This is a genomic window from Pseudarthrobacter sp. Y6, assembly GCF_050156205.1.
In the GTDB taxonomy this organism is placed as follows: Bacteria; Actinomycetota; Actinomycetes; order Actinomycetales; family Micrococcaceae; genus Arthrobacter.
The window spans coordinates 4,167,391-4,187,689 of sequence record NZ_CP189574.1; the positions used below are offsets into that span (position 1 = coordinate 4,167,391).

9 protein-coding genes and 3 rRNA genes are annotated in these 20,299 nt (G+C 62.4%); 3 read left to right on the forward strand and 9 right to left on the reverse strand.

Annotated elements, in window-relative coordinates; translation table 11 throughout:
- Positions 1-32: 32 nt before the first annotated feature.
- Both ACQCSW_RS20160 and ACQCSW_RS20165 read right to left on the reverse strand, forming a co-directional pair.
- Positions 33-1,022 (reverse strand): LLM class flavin-dependent oxidoreductase, encoded by a 990-nt coding sequence (locus tag ACQCSW_RS20160; protein WP_426988789.1) that lies wholly within the window; start codon positions 1,020-1,022, stop codon positions 33-35.
- Between the two features lie 211 nt (positions 1,023-1,233).
- Positions 1,234-3,282 (reverse strand): PxKF domain-containing protein, encoded by a 2,049-nt coding sequence (locus ACQCSW_RS20165; protein ID WP_426988791.1) that lies wholly within the window; start codon positions 3,280-3,282, stop codon positions 1,234-1,236.
- A 392-nt stretch (positions 3,283-3,674) separates the two neighbouring features.
- On the opposite strand from ACQCSW_RS20165, the gene ACQCSW_RS20170 reads away from it, so the two are divergent.
- Both ACQCSW_RS20170 and ACQCSW_RS20175 read left to right on the forward strand, forming a co-directional pair.
- A complete protein-coding gene (locus ACQCSW_RS20170; RefSeq protein WP_426988793.1) occupies positions 3,675-5,387 on the forward strand; it encodes a helicase HerA-like domain-containing protein in 1,713 nt (570 codons plus the stop codon).
- A gap of 130 nt (positions 5,388-5,517) precedes the next feature.
- Positions 5,518-6,510 (forward strand): hypothetical protein, encoded by a 993-nt coding sequence (locus tag ACQCSW_RS20175; RefSeq protein WP_426988795.1) that lies wholly within the window; start codon positions 5,518-5,520, stop codon positions 6,508-6,510.
- A 129-nt stretch (positions 6,511-6,639) separates the two neighbouring features.
- Here ACQCSW_RS20175 and ACQCSW_RS20180 read toward each other — a convergent pair whose 3' ends face one another.
- The 7 genes from ACQCSW_RS20180 to ACQCSW_RS20210 all read right to left on the reverse strand — a co-directional run bounded on the left by ACQCSW_RS20180 (position 6,640) and on the right by ACQCSW_RS20210 (position 18,505).
- Positions 6,640-8,676: an NHL domain-containing thioredoxin family protein gene (locus tag ACQCSW_RS20180; RefSeq protein WP_426988797.1), complete on the reverse strand. Its 2,037-nt coding sequence runs from the start codon at positions 8,674-8,676 to the stop codon at positions 6,640-6,642.
- Positions 8,676-10,829: a cytochrome c oxidase assembly protein gene (locus ACQCSW_RS20185; protein ID WP_426988799.1), complete on the reverse strand. Its 2,154-nt coding sequence runs from the start codon at positions 10,827-10,829 to the stop codon at positions 8,676-8,678. The genes ACQCSW_RS20180 and ACQCSW_RS20185 overlap by 1 nt, the downstream gene beginning before the upstream one ends.
- A 102-nt stretch (positions 10,830-10,931) precedes the next feature.
- Positions 10,932-11,219, reverse strand: coding sequence for an HU family DNA-binding protein (locus ACQCSW_RS20190; RefSeq protein ID WP_056341443.1), 288 nt, complete (start codon positions 11,217-11,219; stop codon positions 10,932-10,934).
- Positions 11,220-11,655: 436 nt separating this feature from the next.
- Positions 11,656-11,772: ribosomal RNA gene (gene rrf / locus ACQCSW_RS20195) — 5S ribosomal RNA — on the reverse strand.
- A 239-nt stretch (positions 11,773-12,011) separates the two neighbouring features.
- Positions 12,012-15,161: ribosomal RNA gene (locus ACQCSW_RS20200) — 23S ribosomal RNA — on the reverse strand.
- Between the two features lie 518 nt (positions 15,162-15,679).
- Positions 15,680-17,204 (reverse strand): 16S ribosomal RNA (locus ACQCSW_RS20205).
- Together the 16S, 23S and 5S rRNA genes form the textbook arrangement of a ribosomal RNA operon.
- 695 nt (positions 17,205-17,899) lie before the next feature.
- A complete protein-coding gene (locus tag ACQCSW_RS20210; protein WP_426988801.1) occupies positions 17,900-18,505 on the reverse strand; it encodes a class I SAM-dependent methyltransferase in 606 nt (201 codons plus the stop codon).
- A gap of 1,064 nt (positions 18,506-19,569) precedes the next feature.
- Here ACQCSW_RS20210 and ACQCSW_RS20215 point away from each other — a divergent pair.
- Positions 19,570-19,911: a YciI family protein gene (locus ACQCSW_RS20215; RefSeq protein WP_426988803.1), complete on the forward strand. Its 342-nt coding sequence runs from the start codon at positions 19,570-19,572 to the stop codon at positions 19,909-19,911.
- Positions 19,912-20,299 lie beyond the last annotated feature (388 nt).

Here is a 20,299-nt window from a genome sequence, read left to right on the forward strand (position 1 = left end):
GGGGGCTCGTATCATTTGTTGTCGCGTCGAGACTAGACCCGGGCCAGCCCGGCTACCTCCGCCAGCAGCTCCACGGAGCGGATCCTGGACTCGGTGCCGGTGCTCTGGTGCGCGACGATAAGTTCGTCGGCGTCGGCGTGCTTGGCGAACCCGTCCAGGTAGTCGAGCACCACGTCCGGGGTTCCGATGGCCGAGTACGTCATCATCTGCGAGACGTGCTGGCCCTGTGGGGAGTCCAGGATCGTGTCCGCTTCATCGTCCGAGACCTCGCGCCCGCCGCCGAAGAACAGCGAGACGCGGGCGCGCAGGGTGGCCCGGAAAGCCGCCTGCGCTTCGGCAGCAGAATCGGCGGCAATGACGTTGACGCCGGCGATCACGTGCGGTGCGTCCAGCTGGGCCGAGGACTTGAATTCACGGCGGTAGACGGCAACGGCGTCCTGCAGGGCGTTGGGGGCGAAATGCGACGCGAAGGCGTACGGCAGGCCCAACTGAGCGGCAAGGCGGGCGCCGAACAGCGAGGAACCCAGGATGTACAGCGGGACGTTGGTGCCCTTGCCGGGGGTGGCCTCCACGCCCTGGATCCGCGTAGGACCGGTGAGGTAGCCCTGCAGCTCCAGGACATCCTGCGGGAAAGTGTCCGCGGACATGGGGTCCCGGCGCAGCGCGTGCATGGTGTTCTGGTCGCTGCCGGGGGCGCGGCCCAGGCCGAGGTCGATCCGGCCCGGGTGCAGCGTCTCCAGGGTGCCGAACTGCTCGGCGATGGTCAGCGGCGAGTGGTTGGGCAGCATGATTCCGCCGGCGCCCAGCCTGATGGTCTTCGTGTGGGCGGCCACGTGGGCAATCAGCACGCTGGTGGCCGACGACGCGATGGCGGACATGTTGTGGTGCTCGGCGTACCAGATCCGCCGGTAGCCCAGCTCCTCGGCCCGCTGTGCCATGGCCACACTGCCTGCGAAACTCTCCGCCGCCGTCTGGCCTTTGCCGATGGTCGCCAGATCAAGGATGGAGAGGGGAAGCGTCACGTCGGTGCCGGCCTTTCAATGCGTTGCGTAGGGTGGCCTGCCGGGTCGCGGCGGGCACACTTCGGACAACGACGGCGGCGCCCGGGATATTTCTGCGGGCTGCGGTGGACTGCACCACAGGAGGCGCCGGGAGACTGCCGCGCCCAACCAGGTAAGGGCCCGGCCTTGCGGCCGGACCCTTACCTGGTTGCTGTTGTTGCTGCTGTGCGGGCTACTTCAGCTTGAAGTTGGCACTGATAGTGCTGCCGTCGGCCGCCTTCATGGTGAGCTGGTAGCAGGTGCCCGCTCCGGTGGGCGTCTTCCAGTTATAGATGAACTGGCCGCCGGTGGTGTCATAGCGCAGGGACGTGCTGCCGGTTGCCGTCGTTTCGATGTCATCGGTAGGGGAAAGCAACGAGCACGTGGTCGTTGCCATCGAGAACGCCATGAGGCTGGGGTCGGTGATCTCGGTGGTGCCGGCGAACACCTCGAACTTCGCCGGGACAGTGCTGCCGCCCTTGACGGTGTTCATCACGCCGCCCATGTCGATCGGCTGGTAGAAGCCTTTGAGCGTCCACGCGAGAACGTCGTAACTCTGGGTGATCGTAGTTGTGTTGCCTGCTTTGTCAGTCGCGGTGGCGGTCAAGGTGTGGCTTCCCACCCCTGCGGAGTAGCCGCTGACAACGCAGGTTCCGTCAAGCCCGGAAAGGCTGTCAGATGCGGTGCACGTCGGCGCCGGCGCCGTGGAGCCGAAGTAGCCAGTGGGCACCACTGCACTGAAATTGGCCGTCGGAGCAGTCTTGTCGATCTGGAAGGTGCCCTGGTCCGCTCCAGCAGGGGTCACGTTGCCAGCTACGTCCTCGAATTCCGGGCTCTGCACGACCACAGACGCGCCCTCGCCTGACGAGGTCACGGTCTTCGTTGCACTCAGCGGGCCGGATGTGTCATCGGTTCCGGTGAAGGTGGCCACGACGTCGGTGTTGTACCAGCCATTGGCGTTGGGAGCGGCCGGGTTGGCACCGGTGTAGGAGACGGCGGGGGCCGTCTTGTCGATCTTGAACGGCTGGCTCGCGGAGCCGGCAGCGGTGGTGTTGCCCGCGTTGTCCGTGAATTCCGGGCTCAGGACGACGACGGCGGACCCCTCGCCGCTGGAGGTCACCGTCTGCGTGGCCGACGCAGGGCCGGAGGTGGCATCCGTTGCGGTGAACGTGGCGTTGACGTCGGAGGTGTACCAGCCGTTGTTGCCCGAGGTACCGGATGCACTGGTGTAGCCGACCAAGGGCGCGATTCCGTCCTTCTTGATGGACACCGTGACCGGGCCGGCGCGGCCGCCGCTGCTCGTGGCGGAGCAGCTGTAGTCTCCTGGCAGTTGGTCCAGCGTGATGGTCGTGTTCTCACAGCCCTGCAGGACAAGAGTGGACGGCGAGTCAGATTCGGTGACGGTCCATGTCAGATCCACCGACGTCCGGTACCAGCCTGCGAGCCCATCCGGAGTGGCGGGGCTGAGTGTGTAGCTGATCTCCGGGGCCGTGGCATCGACGATGCTGTAAGTCACGGAACTTGTGGCTGTCAGACCGCCCTTGTCGGTGTAGCTGCAGGTGGCGGTCTGGGATCCGATGCCCCCCGCAGAATCAGTGCCGGTGATGCCGCTGAGGGTGGCAGCGAAGGAGCTGGGCCCGTCCTCGGTGTCCGTCACGTTGCAGAGTGTCGCCGGGACCGCCCCCTTGGCGTACGAGGCGCCGGTTGCCGTGCCCTTGATGGTGAGGACAGGGGCGGTGTTGGACGGCGCGGGGGCCGCGACGTTCACGGTGAACGTCGCCGGGCCGAGATCGAAAGTACCGCCCGTATCGTTAGTTACCTGGGTTGCCGTGACGCTGGTCGACCCTGCTCCTACCGGGGTGATGGTCAGGAGGTGTTCATCGCCGCACGAGGTGAACGTTGCGATGCTTGGTGAGACGGTGGCCACGCTCGCGTTGGTGGAATGGAAGTTCAAAGTCAGGGTAGTCGACCCTGTCAGGTTGCAGCCCGGCTTGCCGTCATTCTTGGCGGGTGCCACCGCCAGCGTTGTAGTTCCGACGGCCCCTCCAACGTTCAGGGGCATGACCTCCGAAACCGAATCAATGCTTGTATCAATATTGTTGTAGATGGTATCCGCGTAGGCCACGCCTGCACTTGCCAGCAGCAGGGTTCCTGCGGCCAGGGCGGCTACGGCCCTGAAGGCTCTCCGCTTAGGCGATTTCCTCCGCGGCCTCGTGTCTTTACTGACGTCTGAAAATGTCATGTCATGCCCTCCCTCATGGCACTGCGGCCAGCCGTGGTCGCAACGTAGTTCAACCGTATTTTGGGCACCTTCCCCTGTACACGCGTACTGGGCACCTGTCTTTTTGGCCCGAGTACTCGTTTTTCCGGGGAACCGCCGGGCCACTACTCGGCTTTGTGACCGCCGAGGACGCCCCTTTAACCCTCGTTACCCCACTCGCAGCAGTCACCGTCGTCGGGCTCTACCGCGAGCGCAGCAAGCAAGTCGTAGAACCTGGTGCCGGACCAAACCGCATTAAACTGGCGTTAGATGCGGAAGCTGACGCAGCGCTGGTCACCGACGCCATCAACGCGGGGTCATCGGGTCGCTCGAGTTCACCAAGAATCTCCCGGCGGCCCCGCTAAGCTAGCCGCATGGCCACCAAAACCACTGCAGAAAAACTCGCCACCATCCAGAAGGGCTACACCCTGGAAGGCGCCACCATCGAGCTGGGTGCCGCCATTGTCGACGGCGAACTCCACAAGGAGGCCCGGGTCCGCCTGCCGCTGGCCATGATGAACAGGCACGGCCTGGTAGCCGGCGCCACCGGCACCGGCAAGACCGTCACGCTGCACATGATGGCCGAGCAGCTATCCGCTGCCGGAGTTCCCGTGTTCCTCGCGGACATCAAGGGCGATCTTTCCGGCCTGGCCACGGCGGCCGCCGGCAGCGAGAAGCTGAAGGCGCGCACCGACAGCATCGGCCAGGCCTGGGCCGGCAAGACGTTCCCGGTGGAGTTTCTGGCCCTGGGCGGCGACGGCAACGGCATTCCCGTCCGTGCCACCATCACGTCGTTTGGCCCCATCCTGCTCTCGCGCGTAATGGAGCTCAACGACACCCAGGAATCCAGCCTGCAGCTGGTCTTCCACTTTGCGGACAAAAACAACCTTGAGCTGATCGACCTCAAGGACCTCCGTGCTGTCATCCAGTTCCTCACCTCGGACGAGGGCAAGGACAAGCTGGAGGAACTGGGCGGCCTGTCCAAGGCCACCGCCGGCGTCATCCTGCGCGAATTGGTGAACCTGGAAGCGCAGGGCTTGGAAAGGTTCTTCGGCGAGCCGGAGTTCGACACGGCCGAGCTGCTCCGGACCGCCCCGGACGGGCGCGGCGTTATCACCTGCCTGGAGCTGCCCACGCTGCAGACCAAGCCGATGCTGTTCTCGACCTTCCTGATGTGGCTGCTGGCGGACCTGTTCGAGGACCTCCCCGAGGCCGGCGACCTGGACAAGCCCAAACTGGTGTTCTTCCTTGATGAGGCCCACCTGCTGTTCAACGGCGCATCCAAGGCTTTCCTGAACGCCATCACCACCACTGTCCGGCTGATCCGTTCCAAGGGTGTGGGGATCTTCTTCGTCACCCAGACCCCCAAAGACGTTCCGGCCGATGTCCTGGGCCAGCTGGCCAACCGCATCCAGCACGCCCTCCGCGCCTTCACACCCGAGGACGCCAAGTCCCTGAAAGCCACCGTATCCACGTTCCCGGTCAGCGACTACGACCTCGAGGAAACCCTCACGTCCGCGGGGATCGGCGAGGCCGTCATCACCGTCATGAATGAGAAAGGCGCCCCGACGCCGGTTGCCCACACCCGCCTGCGCGCCCCGGAATCCGTCATGGGCCCCAGCGCCGAGGAGCTCATCAAGAGCACCGTGGGCGGGTCCGCCTTGCTCGCCAAGTACGGGACCGCAGTGGACAATGTCTCCGCGTACGAGAAACTCACCGGCAAGGCCGCTGCGCCCACCGGCGGAGCCGCGCCGGGTCAGCCCCCGGTTCCGGGGACTTCCGGGCAGCCAGGTTCGGGGCAGGCCGACGTCGACGCCGAGGCCCGCAGGATCGAGGAGGAAATCCTGGGCCGCCCCAGCAGCCGTCCCGCGCCGGTGCCGGATCGTGGTGCGGGCACTGATGCGCCCTCGCGGCGTGCACCGGAGCCTGCGGCCCCTGCCGGCGGCGGCATAGTGGGCGACCTTGCCGGAGCACTCAGCGGGGCACTGGGCGGCGGGCTGAAGAGCATGGTCCGTTCCCTGGGCACCCAGCTCGGCCGGGAACTGCTCCGCGGCGTCTTCGGCACCTCGTCCCGGCGCCGCCGGTAGGCAAAACCGGACGATGTCCCGCCCGGGACTTCCCGCCGTCGGGCATCAGGAAAGCCGCCGCACTCAGCTACTCGGGGCGGCGCCAACCCCTGTGTTCAGCGGGCTTGCGGGTAACGTAAGGGAAGTGCAGATGAGTCAGGCGTTGGTGAGGATGGCAGCAGGGTGGCTGCTTGGCCTCATGCTTGCCGTGGCCGCGGCCATCGTTGGGGTCAACGTGGTGAACAATACGGTGGCAAGTCCACAGCAGCCTGTCCGGGAATATCTGGACGCCCTCCGCGAGGGCGACGGCGGCAAGGCGCTGGGCCTGCTGCGGGCCACGGTGCCGCCCAGCAACGCGGCCCTGCTCGACGGCACAGCGCTGCAGACGGCCTCTTCCCGGCTGGCGAACGTCACGATCGGCGATGCCGAGGAACGCTCAGGCAACCAGGTCATGGTGCCCGTGCAGTACACGATCGATGGCAGCAGGCTTCGCACCGAGTTCCTGCTGGAGAAGACCGGCTCGGAATGGCTGTTCTTTAATACGTGGGCGTTTGTGCCGTCGCGGCTGCCCACGGTGGGCCTGACGGTGGTGAACGCCAGCGAAGCCAACCTCAACGGCGTCCCGGTGAACTTGCCCCAAGGCAGAAATTCGTTCGCCGTGTTCTATCCGGGTGAATACGAAGCCTCCCTGAACGGTGAATACTTCGCTGCTCCCGCCACACGCGCCACGGTGACATCCCGCGATGTCCCGGCGGCTCCGTTGAACCTGCTGACCGAGGCCACCGAACAGCTGCGGAAGGATGTGGGCGCGAAAGTACACGAGTTTCTGGACACCTGCGCCGCCGAAGCCGTGAAGCAGCAAAAGCTGCAGCCGGACTGCCCCTTCTACTTCGCCAGCACGAACAACGTGGACGACGGCACCATCAAGTGGACCATCACCGAGTACCCGGAGATATCAATCGAGCCCTTTGACGGCCGCTGGGTGGTTGCTCCCCTCGACGGGAAGGCCAAGGTGGAGGCGGTCCAGCAGAGTTCCTTCACCGGCGCCTGGTTCCCGCTCAACGAAGAGGTGGACTTCAGCTTCACCACCCGCCTGGACGTCGCCGGCGACACCATCAGAGTCACCCCGCTCCTGAGCTACTAGCGCCAGCCCCGGCCCCGCCGGCTCCGCGGCGCGCAAAAGGCTGCCTCCCGTGACATCAGGTCACAGAAGGCAGCCTCCTCACACCGGCTCAGCAAGCCGGCGCGGCAAAAGCCGTAGCGGCGGCGGTGATCAGTCCATTCCGCGCAGGTCCAGGACCAACTCGGTGTCGCCGTCGTCCGTCAGGAGAACCGGGATGCCCCAGTCCTGCTGGTACAGGTGGCAGGCGGCGTGGTCCGGGATCTCGCCGTCCGCATCCTCCGGTCCGTCACAGGCCGCGGCGCGGGCGGTGATGTGCAGGACGCCCTCCGGAATGTCGGAAGCCAGCTCCAACGTGCGGAGCAGCCCCACCGAGGTTCCTCCGCCGGCCACGAGCAGCTCCGGCGGGGTGGAGGAGATCTTCAGCTGCGTGGGATCGCCCCAGCGGTCGTCCAGCTTCTGCCCGGTAGGCGCGGTGAAACGCACGGTCAGCTCGAGCAGCCCGGGGGCTACCGGGCTCTTCGGCCGGTGGGTTTGCGAGGCGCCTTCGTCCACCTGCTGGGCTTCCTTGGGGATGGGCACGTAGACCAGCTGGTGCTTGTTGGCCTCCACCACTACCAGCAGCGGCTCGGAGCCCGTGGCGTGCGTGTGGTCCACAATCACGTCGGAGGGTTCCGAGAGTCCGCGGGCCAGCGTGGACACGGTCCCTGCGGCGGGGTCGTAGCGCCGCACGGCACCGTTGTAGGTGTCGGCGATGGCAATGGAGCCGTCAGGCAGGACGGTGACGCCGAGGGGGTGCTGGAGGCGGGCCTCGGATGCGGGGCCGTCGCGGAAACCGAAGTCGAACAGGCCCTTGCCCACGGCAGTCTCCAGGGTGACCGTGCCGACGTCGTCAATGATCAGCTTGCGGAGGGCGGAGGTTTCGGAGTCCGCCACCCAGATGTTGCCGTCGGCGTCCTCGGCCAGGCCGGAGGGCTGCGCGAACCAGGCTTCGTGGGCGGGGCCGTCCAGCAAGCCCTCCAGGCCGTTGCCGGCAATAATTGCCACGGCGCCGGTGAGGGGGTCGAAGCTGAAGATCTGATGCGTGCCGGCCATGGCGATCACCACAGCGTTGAGCTTGGCGGACCAGACGACGTCCCACGGCGAGCTGAGGGACACTTCCAGCGGGTGTTCGCTGAGCTGGCCCGTGAAACCGGCAGCGTCCTCGTCCACCCGCGCGGGGCCGGTTTCCAGCAGGCGCTGCACGCCGTTGCCAACAATCGTCGTGGCCTTGCCGTCCGTGAGCGAGAGTCCCCTGAGGCGGTGGTTGACTGAATCGGCAATGACGACGCCGTAGCCCGCCTTCGCTGCCACCTCTTCCGGAAGCAGCACAAGGCCCTGCGGCTCGTTGAACCGTGCGGTCGGCTCCACGGAGTCGACGGCGGCGGCCGGGCCGTCAGCGTGGCCCTTGGTCCCGGAGCCGAAGGTCGCCAGGACGGTATCGAAGTCGGTGCCCAGTTCCACCAAGCGGTGATGGCCGGTGTCGGTTACCAGCCAGGAACCGTCGGTGGCGGTATCAGCGGCGGCGGAAGTCCCGCCGTCGGACGTTCCCTGCGCGCCTGAACCGCGTCCGGCGGAGCCTCGCCCGGCCGGCAGGAACAGCGCCTTGCCGGGGAAGCGCAGTGTGCCCGAGGTGGCTTCCGGCGCCACGTACGGGCCGGAGCCACGGTGCAGCGTGCCCTTGGCCTCGTGCTCGGCGATCAGCTCGGGGATGAGTACGGCCAGGCCGTCAGCGTGGCCTTCGCCGGACAGGTGCGCCACGATGTAGCCCTCGGGGTCGATGACCACCAGCGTGGGCCAGGCGCGCGCCGTGTAAGCCTTCCATGTGTCCAGCTCGGGATCGTCCAGGACGGGGTGGTGGATCTCGTAGCGTTCCACGGCGGCGGCCAGGGCCACGGGATCTGCTTCGTGTTCAAACTTGGGCGAGTGGACACCCACGGTGACCAGGACGTCGGAGTACTGTTCCTCGAGCGGGCGCAGCTCATCGAGGACGTGCAGGCAGTTGATGCAGCAGAAAGTCCAGAAGTCGAGCAGCACGATTTTGCCGCGCAGGGCTTCGAGGTCCAGCGATTTGCCGCCGGTGTTGAGCCAGTTGCGGCCCACCAGTTCGGAGGCGCGGACCCGGAGTTGGGTGCGTACGGTTTCGCTCATCAGCGTCCTTCCAGCTTTGAGTTGCGTTCAGCCAATCGGGCATCGCGTTCAGCCAATTTGGCAAACATATCGTTGTAAGCAGTGAGATCGGCGTCGTTATTCCTGTCCGCCGCCCGATCCACGCGCTTGGTCTCCCGTTGATCGGACCGGGACCACATGATGGCCACGCCAAGAGCCACCAGCAGGGTGGGCACTTCGCCGATGCCCCAGGCCACCGCGCCGCCCATTTGCTGGTCCAGGAGAGCGGATGGCCCCCAGGCGCGGCCAAGGTTGCCGAAGTAGTCGGCCGACAGCAGGCTGGTGCCGCCCATGATCGCGACGCCGAAGAACGCGTGGAAGCCCATGGTTGCCAGCAGCAGGAGCAGGCGCATGGGATACGGTGCGCGGCGTGGCAACGGGTCCGTGCCGATCATGCTCAGGATGAAGATGTAGCCCGTGAGCGAGAAGTGCAGGATCATGAGCTCGTGGCCTACGTGGTCCCGCATGGCAAAGCCGAACGCGTCCGAGTAGTAGAACAGCACGATGGAGCCCGCGAAATTGGCCGCCGCGAAGAGGGGGTGCGTGACCAGTTGGGAGAACTTGGAGTGGATCAACACGAGCAGCCACTCGCGCGTCCCACGGGAGCCGTCGCCGCGGGCAGGCAACGCCCGCAGGGCCAGCGTCACCGGGGCGCCGAGTACCAGGAAGATGGGTGCCACCATGGTCAGCGCCATGTGGTCCACCATGTGCGCGGAGAAGAGGATCCTGCCATAGACCGACGGCGGCCCTGACGTGATGTAGGTCAGCACCAGGAGGCCGATCACCCAGTTCACGGCGCGGAACCACTGCCACTTGTCGCCGCGTCGAAGCACCTTGGCGACGCCCAGGAAGTAGGCCACCAGACCGAAGAGCACCACGGCCACCCAGAGCCAGTCAAAGCGCCACTCCGTCAGCCAGCGCTCCGAAATCAGTTCGGGCGGCAGCTCGTAGCCGGTAAGAATGAACGCTGGAGACGCGTCCGGCGCAAACGTGGTGGGCTGCGGCGGTGCCGACCGGCTCAGGGCCACGGCAACGCCCGAGGTGGCTCCCATAACGAGGAGTTCCACGAGCACCAGCTGCCACAGCACGCGGCGTGCAGATATCGCCGAGCCTTTGCGGCCGAGCTGGGGGATGACCCATTGCCGGTGCATCAACCCGATCCCGCCAAGGACCAGGGTTGCCGCCGACTTCGCAAGGATCAGTTGGCCGTAGGGGGAACCAAGGAGGTCACCCCAGTTGGTGATGCGGATGCTGGCGTTGATGACGCCGGAGGCAAAGACGAGCGCAAACGCAAAGCCGGCCAGCGCGGAGAACCGCCGCAGCGTCGGCTCCGTGATGTCGGCCCCGGCCGCTGGCTTCGAGCCGGTCAGGATTCCGGACAGCAGTGCCAGGACGATGATGCCGCCAACCCACGCACTGACGCCCACAAGGTGCAGGGCCAGGGAGTTGATGGCGCCTTCGTGGTCCGACGAGCTTGAGGAGTGGCCGATGAGCGCGGCGGGAACCAGCCCCGCCAGCGCCAGGAACAGCGTGAGCGCAAGGCCACCAAGGGATCTGACGCCGAACAGCGCGGTGGTCACCACGGCCGCGATGATGGTCACCGTCAGCCATGCCCGGCCGGTCTCGATGTCCGTCATAAAGTACACCAGGGCGCGGGTGAACTCGGCGTCCCCACCGATGGCCTGGCCCGCAACGTCTGAGTAGGTGAGGACCAGTACGGCCACCGCTGACAGCGTCCAGGCAGCCCCCGCAGCGGCAGCAATGGCTAGGGCCCGGGCGAACGCCGGATGTTCCGGAGCGTCGCCGTTGTGGGTCCGGGACCGGGGACCAGCAGTTCTAGGGAGGATGCCGACGGCGAAGATCAGTCCGCCGATCACCGTGGCCAGTGCCACGTTGTGGATGGCCTTGCTGACGGGAAGCCCCCAGCGGACCAGGGCTCCCGGGTCAGAGACCTCACGAGCCGCAGAGGCGCCGGAGAAAAGGAGCGCCGCCGTCAGTCCCAGGAAGAGGGCTGCAAGGCCCGCGAGCTGCCACGGCCGGGAAATCCCCAAGGCTGCGCCGCCAGCCCGGGCCGGGGCGCCCCTGTCGGGGCCTGGCTGGGGTGCTGTGGGACGGGATTTTGCTGCAGAAGGCACCTATTCATTGTCCGCTACGGGCGCCCACGCGGCGAATCGGATTAAAGCAAAGGAGCGGCAACCCTGAGGTTGCCGCTCCTTTGCTGCTGTTGCTGAAGAAGACTACTTCTTCTTGGCGACTGCAGCCTTCAGCTTGGAGCCGGCGGTCAGCTTGACGCTGTGGCCTGCTGCGATCTGGATGGTCTCGCCGGTCTGCGGGTTGCGGCCGGTGCGGGCTGCACGGTCGGTGCGCTCAACTGCGAGCCAGCCCGGGATGGTGATCTTCTCGCCGGCGGCGACGGAAGTCTCGAAAACCTCGAACAGCGCATCGAGGACGGAGTTGACGGCTGCCTGGCTGGTGCCTGCCTTACCTGCTACCTCTGAAACAAGTTCACTACGGTTCTTAGCCATTGATGTCCTCCTGGACGGTCACGATTTCTGGAGCCTGAACGCGGCATGCGTGCAAGCCACTCTTCGAAAACTTACCAGCTTGGGCCCGCGAGGACCGCAAATTCCGCGTGTTTCCGCGACTTTTTGACCAAAATCACCGGTTTTCCGGGGATTTACGGGGGAATTGCGCCCACAGCGGACGCTCTCGCAGTTCCTGTAGTGTTCCGGCGGACGCTCTATCACTTCGTGCGACGTTCAGCCGGACGCTCTGTCACTTCGGGTGCCGGGTTGTGTGGTGCACGACGGCGGAGCGTGTGGTGGGTGCGACAGCGGCGGGTGTGTTGGGTGCCGCGTCTTCGGTTGGGTGCGGGCCTGGTCCTGTGTTTTTGGTGTGGTGTGGTGGTTAAAGTGGGAGAGCCTCCAGACGTGTGTCTGGAGGCTCTCGACCGTAATGATGTTCCGGCGGTGACCTACTCTCCCACACCCTCCCGGGTGCAGTACCATCGGCGCTGTGGGTCTTAGCTTCCGGGTTCGGAATGGGACCGGGCGTTTCCCCCACGCTATGACCGCCGTAACCCTTCGACCCGTCACACCCGAAAAGGGGGTGTGTGGGAAATCTGGTTACAACATGCCCTGCAATTGTTGTTGCAGGTGTGGTGTTGTTATTGTGTTGTGTTTTTGTTCCCTGTGCAACGTGCCGTCCGTGGACGGGTTTGTTGTCTGGGAACCACATAGTGGACGCAAGCAGTCTTGTTTTCTTTTTACCGCCCCGTGGTGTAAACCCCTTTTGAAATGGGTTTACGGGGGTGGTGTGTGGTGTAAGTTATCGGCCTATTAGTACCGGTCAGCTTCACGAGTCGTTAGTCCTCGCTTCCACATCCGGCCTATCAACCCAGTGGTCTGGCTGGGGGCCTCTCACACACAAGGTGTATGGAAATCTCATCTCGAAGCGAGCTTCCCGCTTAGATGCTTTCAGCGGTTATCCCATCCGAACGTAGCTAATCAGCGGTGCACTTGGCAGTACAACTGACACACCAGAGGTTCGTCCGTCCCGGTCCTCTCGTACTAAGGACAGCCCTTCTCAAATTTCCTGCGCGCGCAGCGGATAGGGACCGAACTGTCTCACGACGTTCTAAACCCAGCTCGCGTACCGCTTTAATGGGCGAACAGCCCAACCCTTGGGACCTACTCCAGCCCCAGGATGCGACGAGCCGACATCGAGGTGCCAAACCATGCCGTCGATATGGACTCTTGGGCAAGATCAGCCTGTTATCCCCGAGGTACCTTTTATCCGTTGAGCGACGGCCATTCCACAATGTACCGCCGGATCACTAGTCCCGACTTTCGTCCCTGCTCGAGATGTCTCTCTCACAGTCAAGCTCCCTTGTGCACTTACACTCGACACCTGATTGCCAACCAGGCTGAGGGAACCTTTGGGCGCCTCCGTTACTTTTTAGGAGGCAACCGCCCCAGTTAAACTACCCATCAGGCACTGTCCCTGACCCGGATTACGGGCCGAAGTTAGATGTCCAAAGTGACCAGAGTGGTATTTCAACGATGACTCCACCCGAACTGGCGTCCGGGCTTCAACGTCTCCCACCTATCCTACACAAGCCACTCCGAACACCAATACCAAACTATAGTAAAGGTCTCGGGGTCTTTCCGTCCTGCTGCGCGTAACGAGCATCTTTACTCGTACTGCAATTTCGCCGAGTTTATGGTTGAGACAGCGGGGAAGTCGTTACTCCATTCGTGCAGGTCGGAACTTACCCGACAAGGAATTTCGCTACCTTAGGATGGTTATAGTTACCACCGCCGTTTACTGGGGCTTGAATTCTCAGCTTCGCCGTAAGGCTAACCGGTCCTCTTAACCTTCCAGCACCGGGCAGGAGTCAGTCCGTATACATCGTCTTGCGACTTCGCACGGACCTGTGTTTTTAGTAAACAGTCGCTTCCCCCTGGTCTCTGCGGCCCCGATCCCCTCCGGACAGCAAGTGTCCATCAAGGTTGGGGCCCCCCTTCTCCCGAAGTTACGGGGGCATTTTGCCGAGTTCCTTTAACCATAATTCTCTCGATCGCCTTAGTATTCTCTACCTGATCACCTGTGTCGGTTTGGGGTACGGGCGGCTAAAACCTCGCGTCGATGCTTTTCTCGGCAGCATAGGATCACCAAATCCCCCCGTGAGGGGGTCCCATCAGATCTCAGGCATCATGAACGGCGGATTTGCCTACCGTTCGCCCTACATCCTTAGACCGGGACAACCATCGCCCGGCTTGGCTACCTTCCTGCGTCACACCTGTTAATACGCTTGCCTCCCAGGATCAGGTCCCGCGCTCCACCAAAACCCTCACACCACAAGGGCGATCGGGCAGGTATCGGGCGGTTAGTATCCCCTGTTCAACATGGACGGTTTTTCGCCGGTACGGGAATATCAACCCGTTGTCCATCGACTACGCCTGTCGGCCTCGCCTTAGGTCCCGACTTACCCAGGGCAGATTAGCTTGACCCTGGAACCCTTGATCATTCGGCGGACGGGTTTCTCACCCGTCTTTCGCTACTCATGCCTGCATTCTCACTCGTGTAGGCTCCACCGCTGGTTTACACCGCGACTTCACTGCCCACACGACGCTCCCCTACCACTCCAGACGCCTGAACCAACCCCACAAAGGGGGCGGCTTAGCTAATTATCTGAAATCCACAACTTCGGCGGTGTACTTGAGCCCCGCTACATTGTCGGCGCGGAATCACTTGACCAGTGAGCTATTACGCACTCTTTTAAGGATGGCTGCTTCTAAGCCAACCTCCTGGTTGTCTTCGCAACTCCACATCCTTTCCCACTTAGCACACGCTTAGGGGCCTTAGTTGGTGGTCTGGGCTGTTTCCCTCTCGACTATGAAGCTTATCCCCCACAGTCTCACTGCTGCGCTCTCACTTACCGGCATTCGGAGTTTGGCTGACGTCAGTAACCTTGTAGGGCCCATTAGCCATCCAGTAGCTCTACCTCCGGTAAGAAACACGCAACGCTGCACCTAAATGCATTTCGGGGAGAACCAGCTATCACGAAGTTTGATTGGCCTTTCACCCCTACCCACAGCTCATCCCCTCCATTTTCAACTGAAGTGGGTTCGGTCCTCCACGACGTCTTACCGTCGCTTCAACCTGGCCATGGGTAGATCACTTCGCTTCGGGTCTAGATCACGCCACTGCAACGCCCTATTCAGACTCGCTTTCGCTACGGCTTCCCCACACGGGTTAACCTCGCGACGTAACACTAACTCGCAGGCTCATTCTTCAAAAGGCACGCCGTCACACCCATACAGACAAGCTGCAGATGCTCCGACGGATTGTAAGCACACGGTTTCAGGTACTGTTTCACTCCCCTCCCGGGGTACTTTTCACCTTTCCCTCACGGTACTGGTCCGCTATCGGTCATTAGGGAGTATTTAGGCTTATCAGGTGGTCCTGACAGATTCACACGGGATTTCTCGGGCCCCGTGCTACTTGGGATACTCTCCAGGCGGCACAAAACATTTCGGTTACGGGGCTCACACCCTCTCTGGCCGGCCTTTCAAGACCGTTCACCTATGCCTGCACATCACACCTCACCAGTCCGGCAGAACTGGTACGGAAAGTCCCACAACCCCGACCATGCAACGCCCGCCGGCTATCACACATGGAACGGTTTAGCCTGATCCGCGTTCGCTCGCCACTACTGACGGAATCACTATTGTTTTCTCTTCCTGCGGGTACTGAGATGTTTCACTTCCCCGCGTTCCCTCCACGCACCCTATGTGTTCAGATGCGGGTCACCAGGCAGCTCGCGCCCCTGGCGGGGTTTCCCCATTCGGACACCCTGGGATCACAGTCCGGTTATCGACTCCCCCAGGCTTATCGCAGATTCCTACGTCCTTCTTCGGCTCCTAATGCCAAGGCATCCACCGTGTGCTCTTAAAAACTTGACCACAAAAGATCAAAAACGCTAATTTTCGAGAGAACCACGGAAACCACCCACACCCAAAGGTGCAGACAGATCCAGGTTCATATTCTTGGAAATTGCTTCTTATAAAAGATGCTCGCGTCCACTATGTAGTTCTCAAACAACAACCCCATACCACACACCCCACACACAGGCCCCAAAAAGAGCCAAACGCGCATGATCGATGCAGCCAGGAAACCAGAAACAAACAAACCCGACAGACACAACCGCAACCCGAAAGCCACGACCCCATCCCCCGGCCCTGTTGCCTCAGGACCCAACAGTGTGCCAAACACTAAACCACCCACCCCACACCCACACCGTTCCAGGACACCCTCAAGAGGGGATCCGTACTGGGCAAGGAGCAAAACAAGCGGCCGCTATTCATTGATATTCCACCCTTGAGCACCCGCCGCAGAACTAGCGTCTGCGCAACGGGCATATACTCCTGACAAACCCCCCACCCCACATACATGAGGCAGCTGATCTGTAGGTGCTCCTTAGAAAGGAGGTGATCCAGCCGCACCTTCCGGTACGGCTACCTTGTTACGACTTAGTCCCAATCGCCAGTCCCACCTTCGACAGCTCCCTCCCACAAGGGGTTAGGCCACCGGCTTCGGGTGTTACCAACTTTCGTGACTTGACGGGCGGTGTGTACAAGGCCCGGGAACGTATTCACCGCAGCGTTGCTGATCTGCGATTACTAGCGACTCCGACTTCATGGGGTCGAGTTGCAGACCCCAATCCGAACTGAGACCGGCTTTTTGGGATTAGCTCCACCTCACAGTATCGCAACCCTTTGTACCGGCCATTGTAGCATGCGTGAAGCCCAAGACATAAGGGGCATGATGATTTGACGTCGTCCCCACCTTCCTCCGAGTTGACCCCGGCAGTCTCCTATGAGTCCCCGCCATAACGCGCTGGCAACATAGAACGAGGGTTGCGCTCGTTGCGGGACTTAACCCAACATCTCACGACACGAGCTGACGACAACCATGCACCACCTGTAAACCGACCGCAAGCGGGGCACCTGTTTCCAGGTATTTCCGGTTCATGTCAAGCCTTGGTAAGGTTCTTCGCGTTGCATCGAATTAATCCGCATGCTCCGCCGCTTGTGCGGGCCCCCGTCAATTCCTTTGAGTTTTAGCCTTGCGGCCGTACTCCCCAGGCGGGGCACTTAATGCGTTAGCTACGGCGCGGAAAACGTGGAATGTCCCCCACACCTAGTGCCCAACGTTTACGGCATGGACTACCAGGGTATCTAATCCTGTTCGCTCCCCATGCTTTCGCTCCTCAGCGTCAGTTAATGCCCAGAGACCTGCCTTCGCCATCGGTGTTCCTCCTGATATCTGCGCATTTCACCGCTACACCAGGAATTCCAGTCTCCCCTACATCACTCTAGTCTGCCCGTACCCACCGCAGATCCGGAGTTGAGCCCCGGACTTTCACGGCAGACGCGACAAACCGCCTACGAGCTCTTTACGCCCAATAATTCCGGATAACGCTTGCGCCCTACGTATTACCGCGGCTGCTGGCACGTAGTTAGCCGGCGCTTCTTCTGCAGGTACCGTCACTTTCGCTTCTTCCCTACTGAAAGAGGTTTACAACCCGAAGGCCGTCATCCCTCACGCGGCGTCGCTGCATCAGGCTTTCGCCCATTGTGCAATATTCCCCACTGCTGCCTCCCGTAGGAGTCTGGGCCGTGTCTCAGTCCCAGTGTGGCCGGTCACCCTCTCAGGCCGGCTACCCGTCGTCGCCTTGGTGAGCCATTACCTCACCAACAAGCTGATAGGCCGCGAGTCCATCCAAAACCACAATAAAGCTTTCCACCCCCACCATGCGATGAGGAGTCATATCCGGTATTAGACCCAGTTTCCCAGGCTTATCCCAGAGTTAAAGGGCAGGTTACTCACGTGTTACTCACCCGTTCGCCACTAATCCACCAGCAAGCTGGCATCATCGTTCGACTTGCATGTGTTAAAGCACGCCGCCAGCGTTCATCCTGAGCCAGGATCAAACTCTCCGTTGAAGTAAAACAAAAACGAACACAACCACCAACCCCGGAAATAACAGGATAAAATGGCTGCAAAATTTGAAACCAGCTGTAAAAACCAGACCCAACCACGGGGTGGCGGACCTGGCCAAAACAACCAATCAATAAAACAATTGGTATCAACAAACTTGGCACACTATTGAGTTCTCAAACAACAGACACACCCGGCACCACCACAACCATTCATCGGCCGTGGATCGCTCCGGAGCAACTTTTCAAACTTACCCGGTTTCCCGCCCCGATGCAAATCCATATTCCAGGACCCGCACCAGCAGAAAACACATCCCCACCAAACCGAGGCGCTCAAAAGAACAACCAACATTTGGTCTTGAATTAGGGGGTTTGGCCGCCCGCGGTAACCAGCTCTTCGCTGTTCCCCTCGCGGCGACTTAGAAAACAATACACCCACCCAACCCCCACCGCAAATCCACCCCCACAAGGGGCCCTATGCCCCCAGGATCCGCGTCGTGGCGGGGAATCTGAGGGGCCCACCGGAGTCCCGGTGCAGTATTCGGCCAGAACGGGTTTCTGTTGACTGGATCACATCACGCGAGGATTGGCCCACGGCCGATTCGACCCAGGCCAGCGCCTTTCCGGTTACAGGTTAGCCCAAGCCCTGTTGTAGTTTCGGTTTACCTTTCGCCTGCCCGCATTCCTCCGGTTGCTGTCTCTTATGAATGGCTCAGGCGTGCACTGATAGCGGCGTGCGGCCGATGACCAGGATCAGTTCGTCGCTGATAGGAGATGGTTTCGAAGCCGGCTGCACTAAGGATCCTGCTGAGGTCTCCCACGGGCCAGGAGTACGCAGGCGTCACCGCATGTGGAAATCTCGCGATTTCGTCTCCTTCAAACAGACCTAGCAGGAGAAGTCCGCCAGGAGTCAGGCGCCGTGCCAGTTCCCGGAGAACGGAGGGAACCTGGTCGGGTTCAAAGTGGATTAGCGAGTACCAAGCCAGGATGCCGGATGCATATCCCTCGGGAACTCCGAGACTCGTGAGGGAAGCGACGCGGAATGGGATGCCGGGGAAGGATGCTTCTGCTTGCTCAATGAACGCCGGCACCAAATCGATTCCTTCGACCGCGGCACCTTGGTCCGCGAGGAACTTGGTCCAATGGCCGGGCCCGCATCCTACGTCCAGCACTGGCCCCACCAGAGGTGCGACCCACTCGGCCACGAGCTTCCGATCCGCTGGATGCGTGGACTCGACCGACCCAAAGCTGGCGATGTACTCGGCAGCTCTCTTTGAGTAGGCGGTCTCGACCTCTGCGTCCGTCATGCAGCCACCCGGACTAGGCGGTCCCATGAGACGGTCAGTGCGTATCGGGTTAGTCGACGACCGGGCTGCCTAGCGCTTGCGATGACTTCCTGAACGGTGTGGACTTTCCTCGGACTCATCCAGCCTTGCGAGGGTTTGTGGAGCGCGTATCCGCCCCCGATAGTGACAGCGGCATGCTGCGCCAAGCCGCTAGGAGAGCACCAGACGAGCACGGTACCCGGGTCGTTGTCTTTTCCGCCTGGGACAGCGGCCGCGGAAAGCCACTCCTCGAAAGGCTCCTGCAGCATCCAAACGTCAGCAGCTTCCGATCGATCAGCTGCCGCCATCACGGTCCCGAAGCAGTTCGGGCCGCTGGCGTGGGGAAAGGTGCCCGCCAGTGCCCGCACGTTCGCCGGGGCACTGCGAACGGAGGGGATGACTTCCCGCCCTAGCCTGATCTGACTTCGCGCCAGGTCCGACCGGGCCGTGCGCCCCAGATCGTTGAACTCTTCTTCGCCAACAAGGACGCAGACCAGCTCGTCCGGAACGTTGTAAATTTCGAAGGTATCCCGGAGTTCGGCGGGGGAGTCCTCCACTCAACGGTGCCCTGCCGATCGAGTCCGCGCTGTGCTTCGGGACGAGAAACGGCTGGCGCGTCGGTGCAAACCAGTCAGCCTGCCGGGCTACCAGTTCAGGTTCTATTTCTATTCCGAGTGAGAACATCCCTTGTCTCCTTCCCTTCCATGGGGCTCGCCCAGCTTCCCGAGGGGGGCTGCCGTTCAAGACATCCTATGGCTCGTCGGAACCGGTCAGTGCCTACCTGCACAGTCCTCGGGAGTCCTCTCTTCGCACCGCGAAACGTTATGTAGCCCGGTCCGGCAAAAATCTGAGTTTGATTCGGAACTTTGTGGTGTCTCGAACCAGGACCGCAGCTACCGCGACAGCTCGAGCAAGTTCTGCGGGTCGGCCGCGACGCTCTATCTTGACCACATGTCGGGCGGTGGAGCCATAATCGGTCTGGGCACCAAAGCGGTGCCGCAGAGAAGAGCCGACGGATGGCGCCGCCGGCGCAGAGGAGTCCTCGAATGACAAAATACCTGATCTCGTTCCCCGGTGAGGCCATGGTGTTCCCCAAGGAGGACTTCGAGGCGGTGGTCGAAGCCTCGCATGCCGTCATCGACGAGGCCAAGGCGGCGGGCGTGTACGTCTTCGGTGGCGGGATCGATGAGGACGTAGACCCGGTGCTAGTGGCCGGTGACGGCACCGTCACCGAGGGCACGTACCCAGGCCATAAAGTACCCAACGGCGGCTACACCGTTCTCGAGCTGCCCTCGCGGGAGGCGGCACTCGAGTGGGCCACGAAGATCGCCGTCGCCTGCCGCTGCTCGCAAGAGGTCCGGCAGTTCCAGTACGACCCGGCAAGCTGACGAGAGCAACCTCAGCCAGAGCCGGTCGTGCGTCGCGCGCCCATTATGAAAGGCGTGCAGCAGCGCATAGGGCGGGTGATCTCGACGGACGGCAGCTCGCCGGCCAACTGGTCGATCGGGGCCGGTCGGCCTCCGGTGTGCACCAGCGGCCCAGCTGTCTCGAGCTGAGTTGGGAGCTGTCGGAGCAGCGCTCTTCCTACATCCGGCCGAGGGATGTCGGCCCGTACGATACGACCCTGTTGGATTCGGGCTGGAACGCGGACATGAAGTCGATCCACGCGCATGCGACATTGCTGCGGGTGGTGGGAGAGCGTGGCCAAATTCACTGCATTAAGTGAGAGAGCGTCCCGGCCTAGTGGGTGCCGGGCGTGGTCCGTGTTTGTGGTGT

What these genes read in the sequence shown, in the direction of transcription:
- ACQCSW_RS20165 (WP_426988791.1), bottom strand. Translation starts at nt 3,282, where the DNA reads ATGACATTTTCAGACGTCAGTAAAGACACGAGGCCGCGGAGGAAATCG.
- ACQCSW_RS20170 (WP_426988793.1), top strand. Translation starts at nt 3,675, where the DNA reads ATGGCCACCAAAACCACTGCAGAAAAACTCGCCACCATCCAGAAGGGC.
- ACQCSW_RS20175 (WP_426988795.1), top strand. Translation starts at nt 5,518, where the DNA reads ATGAGTCAGGCGTTGGTGAGGATGGCAGCAGGGTGGCTGCTTGGCCTC.
- ACQCSW_RS20180 (WP_426988797.1), bottom strand. Translation starts at nt 8,676, where the DNA reads ATGAGCGAAACCGTACGCACCCAACTCCGGGTCCGCGCCTCCGAACTG.
- ACQCSW_RS20190 (WP_056341443.1), bottom strand. Translation starts at nt 11,219, where the DNA reads ATGGCTAAGAACCGTAGTGAACTTGTTTCAGAGGTAGCAGGTAAGGCA.
- ACQCSW_RS20210 (WP_426988801.1), bottom strand. Translation starts at nt 18,505, where the DNA reads ATGACGGACGCAGAGGTCGAGACCGCCTACTCAAAGAGAGCTGCCGAG.
- ACQCSW_RS20215 (WP_426988803.1), top strand. Translation starts at nt 19,570, where the DNA reads ATGACAAAATACCTGATCTCGTTCCCCGGTGAGGCCATGGTGTTCCCC.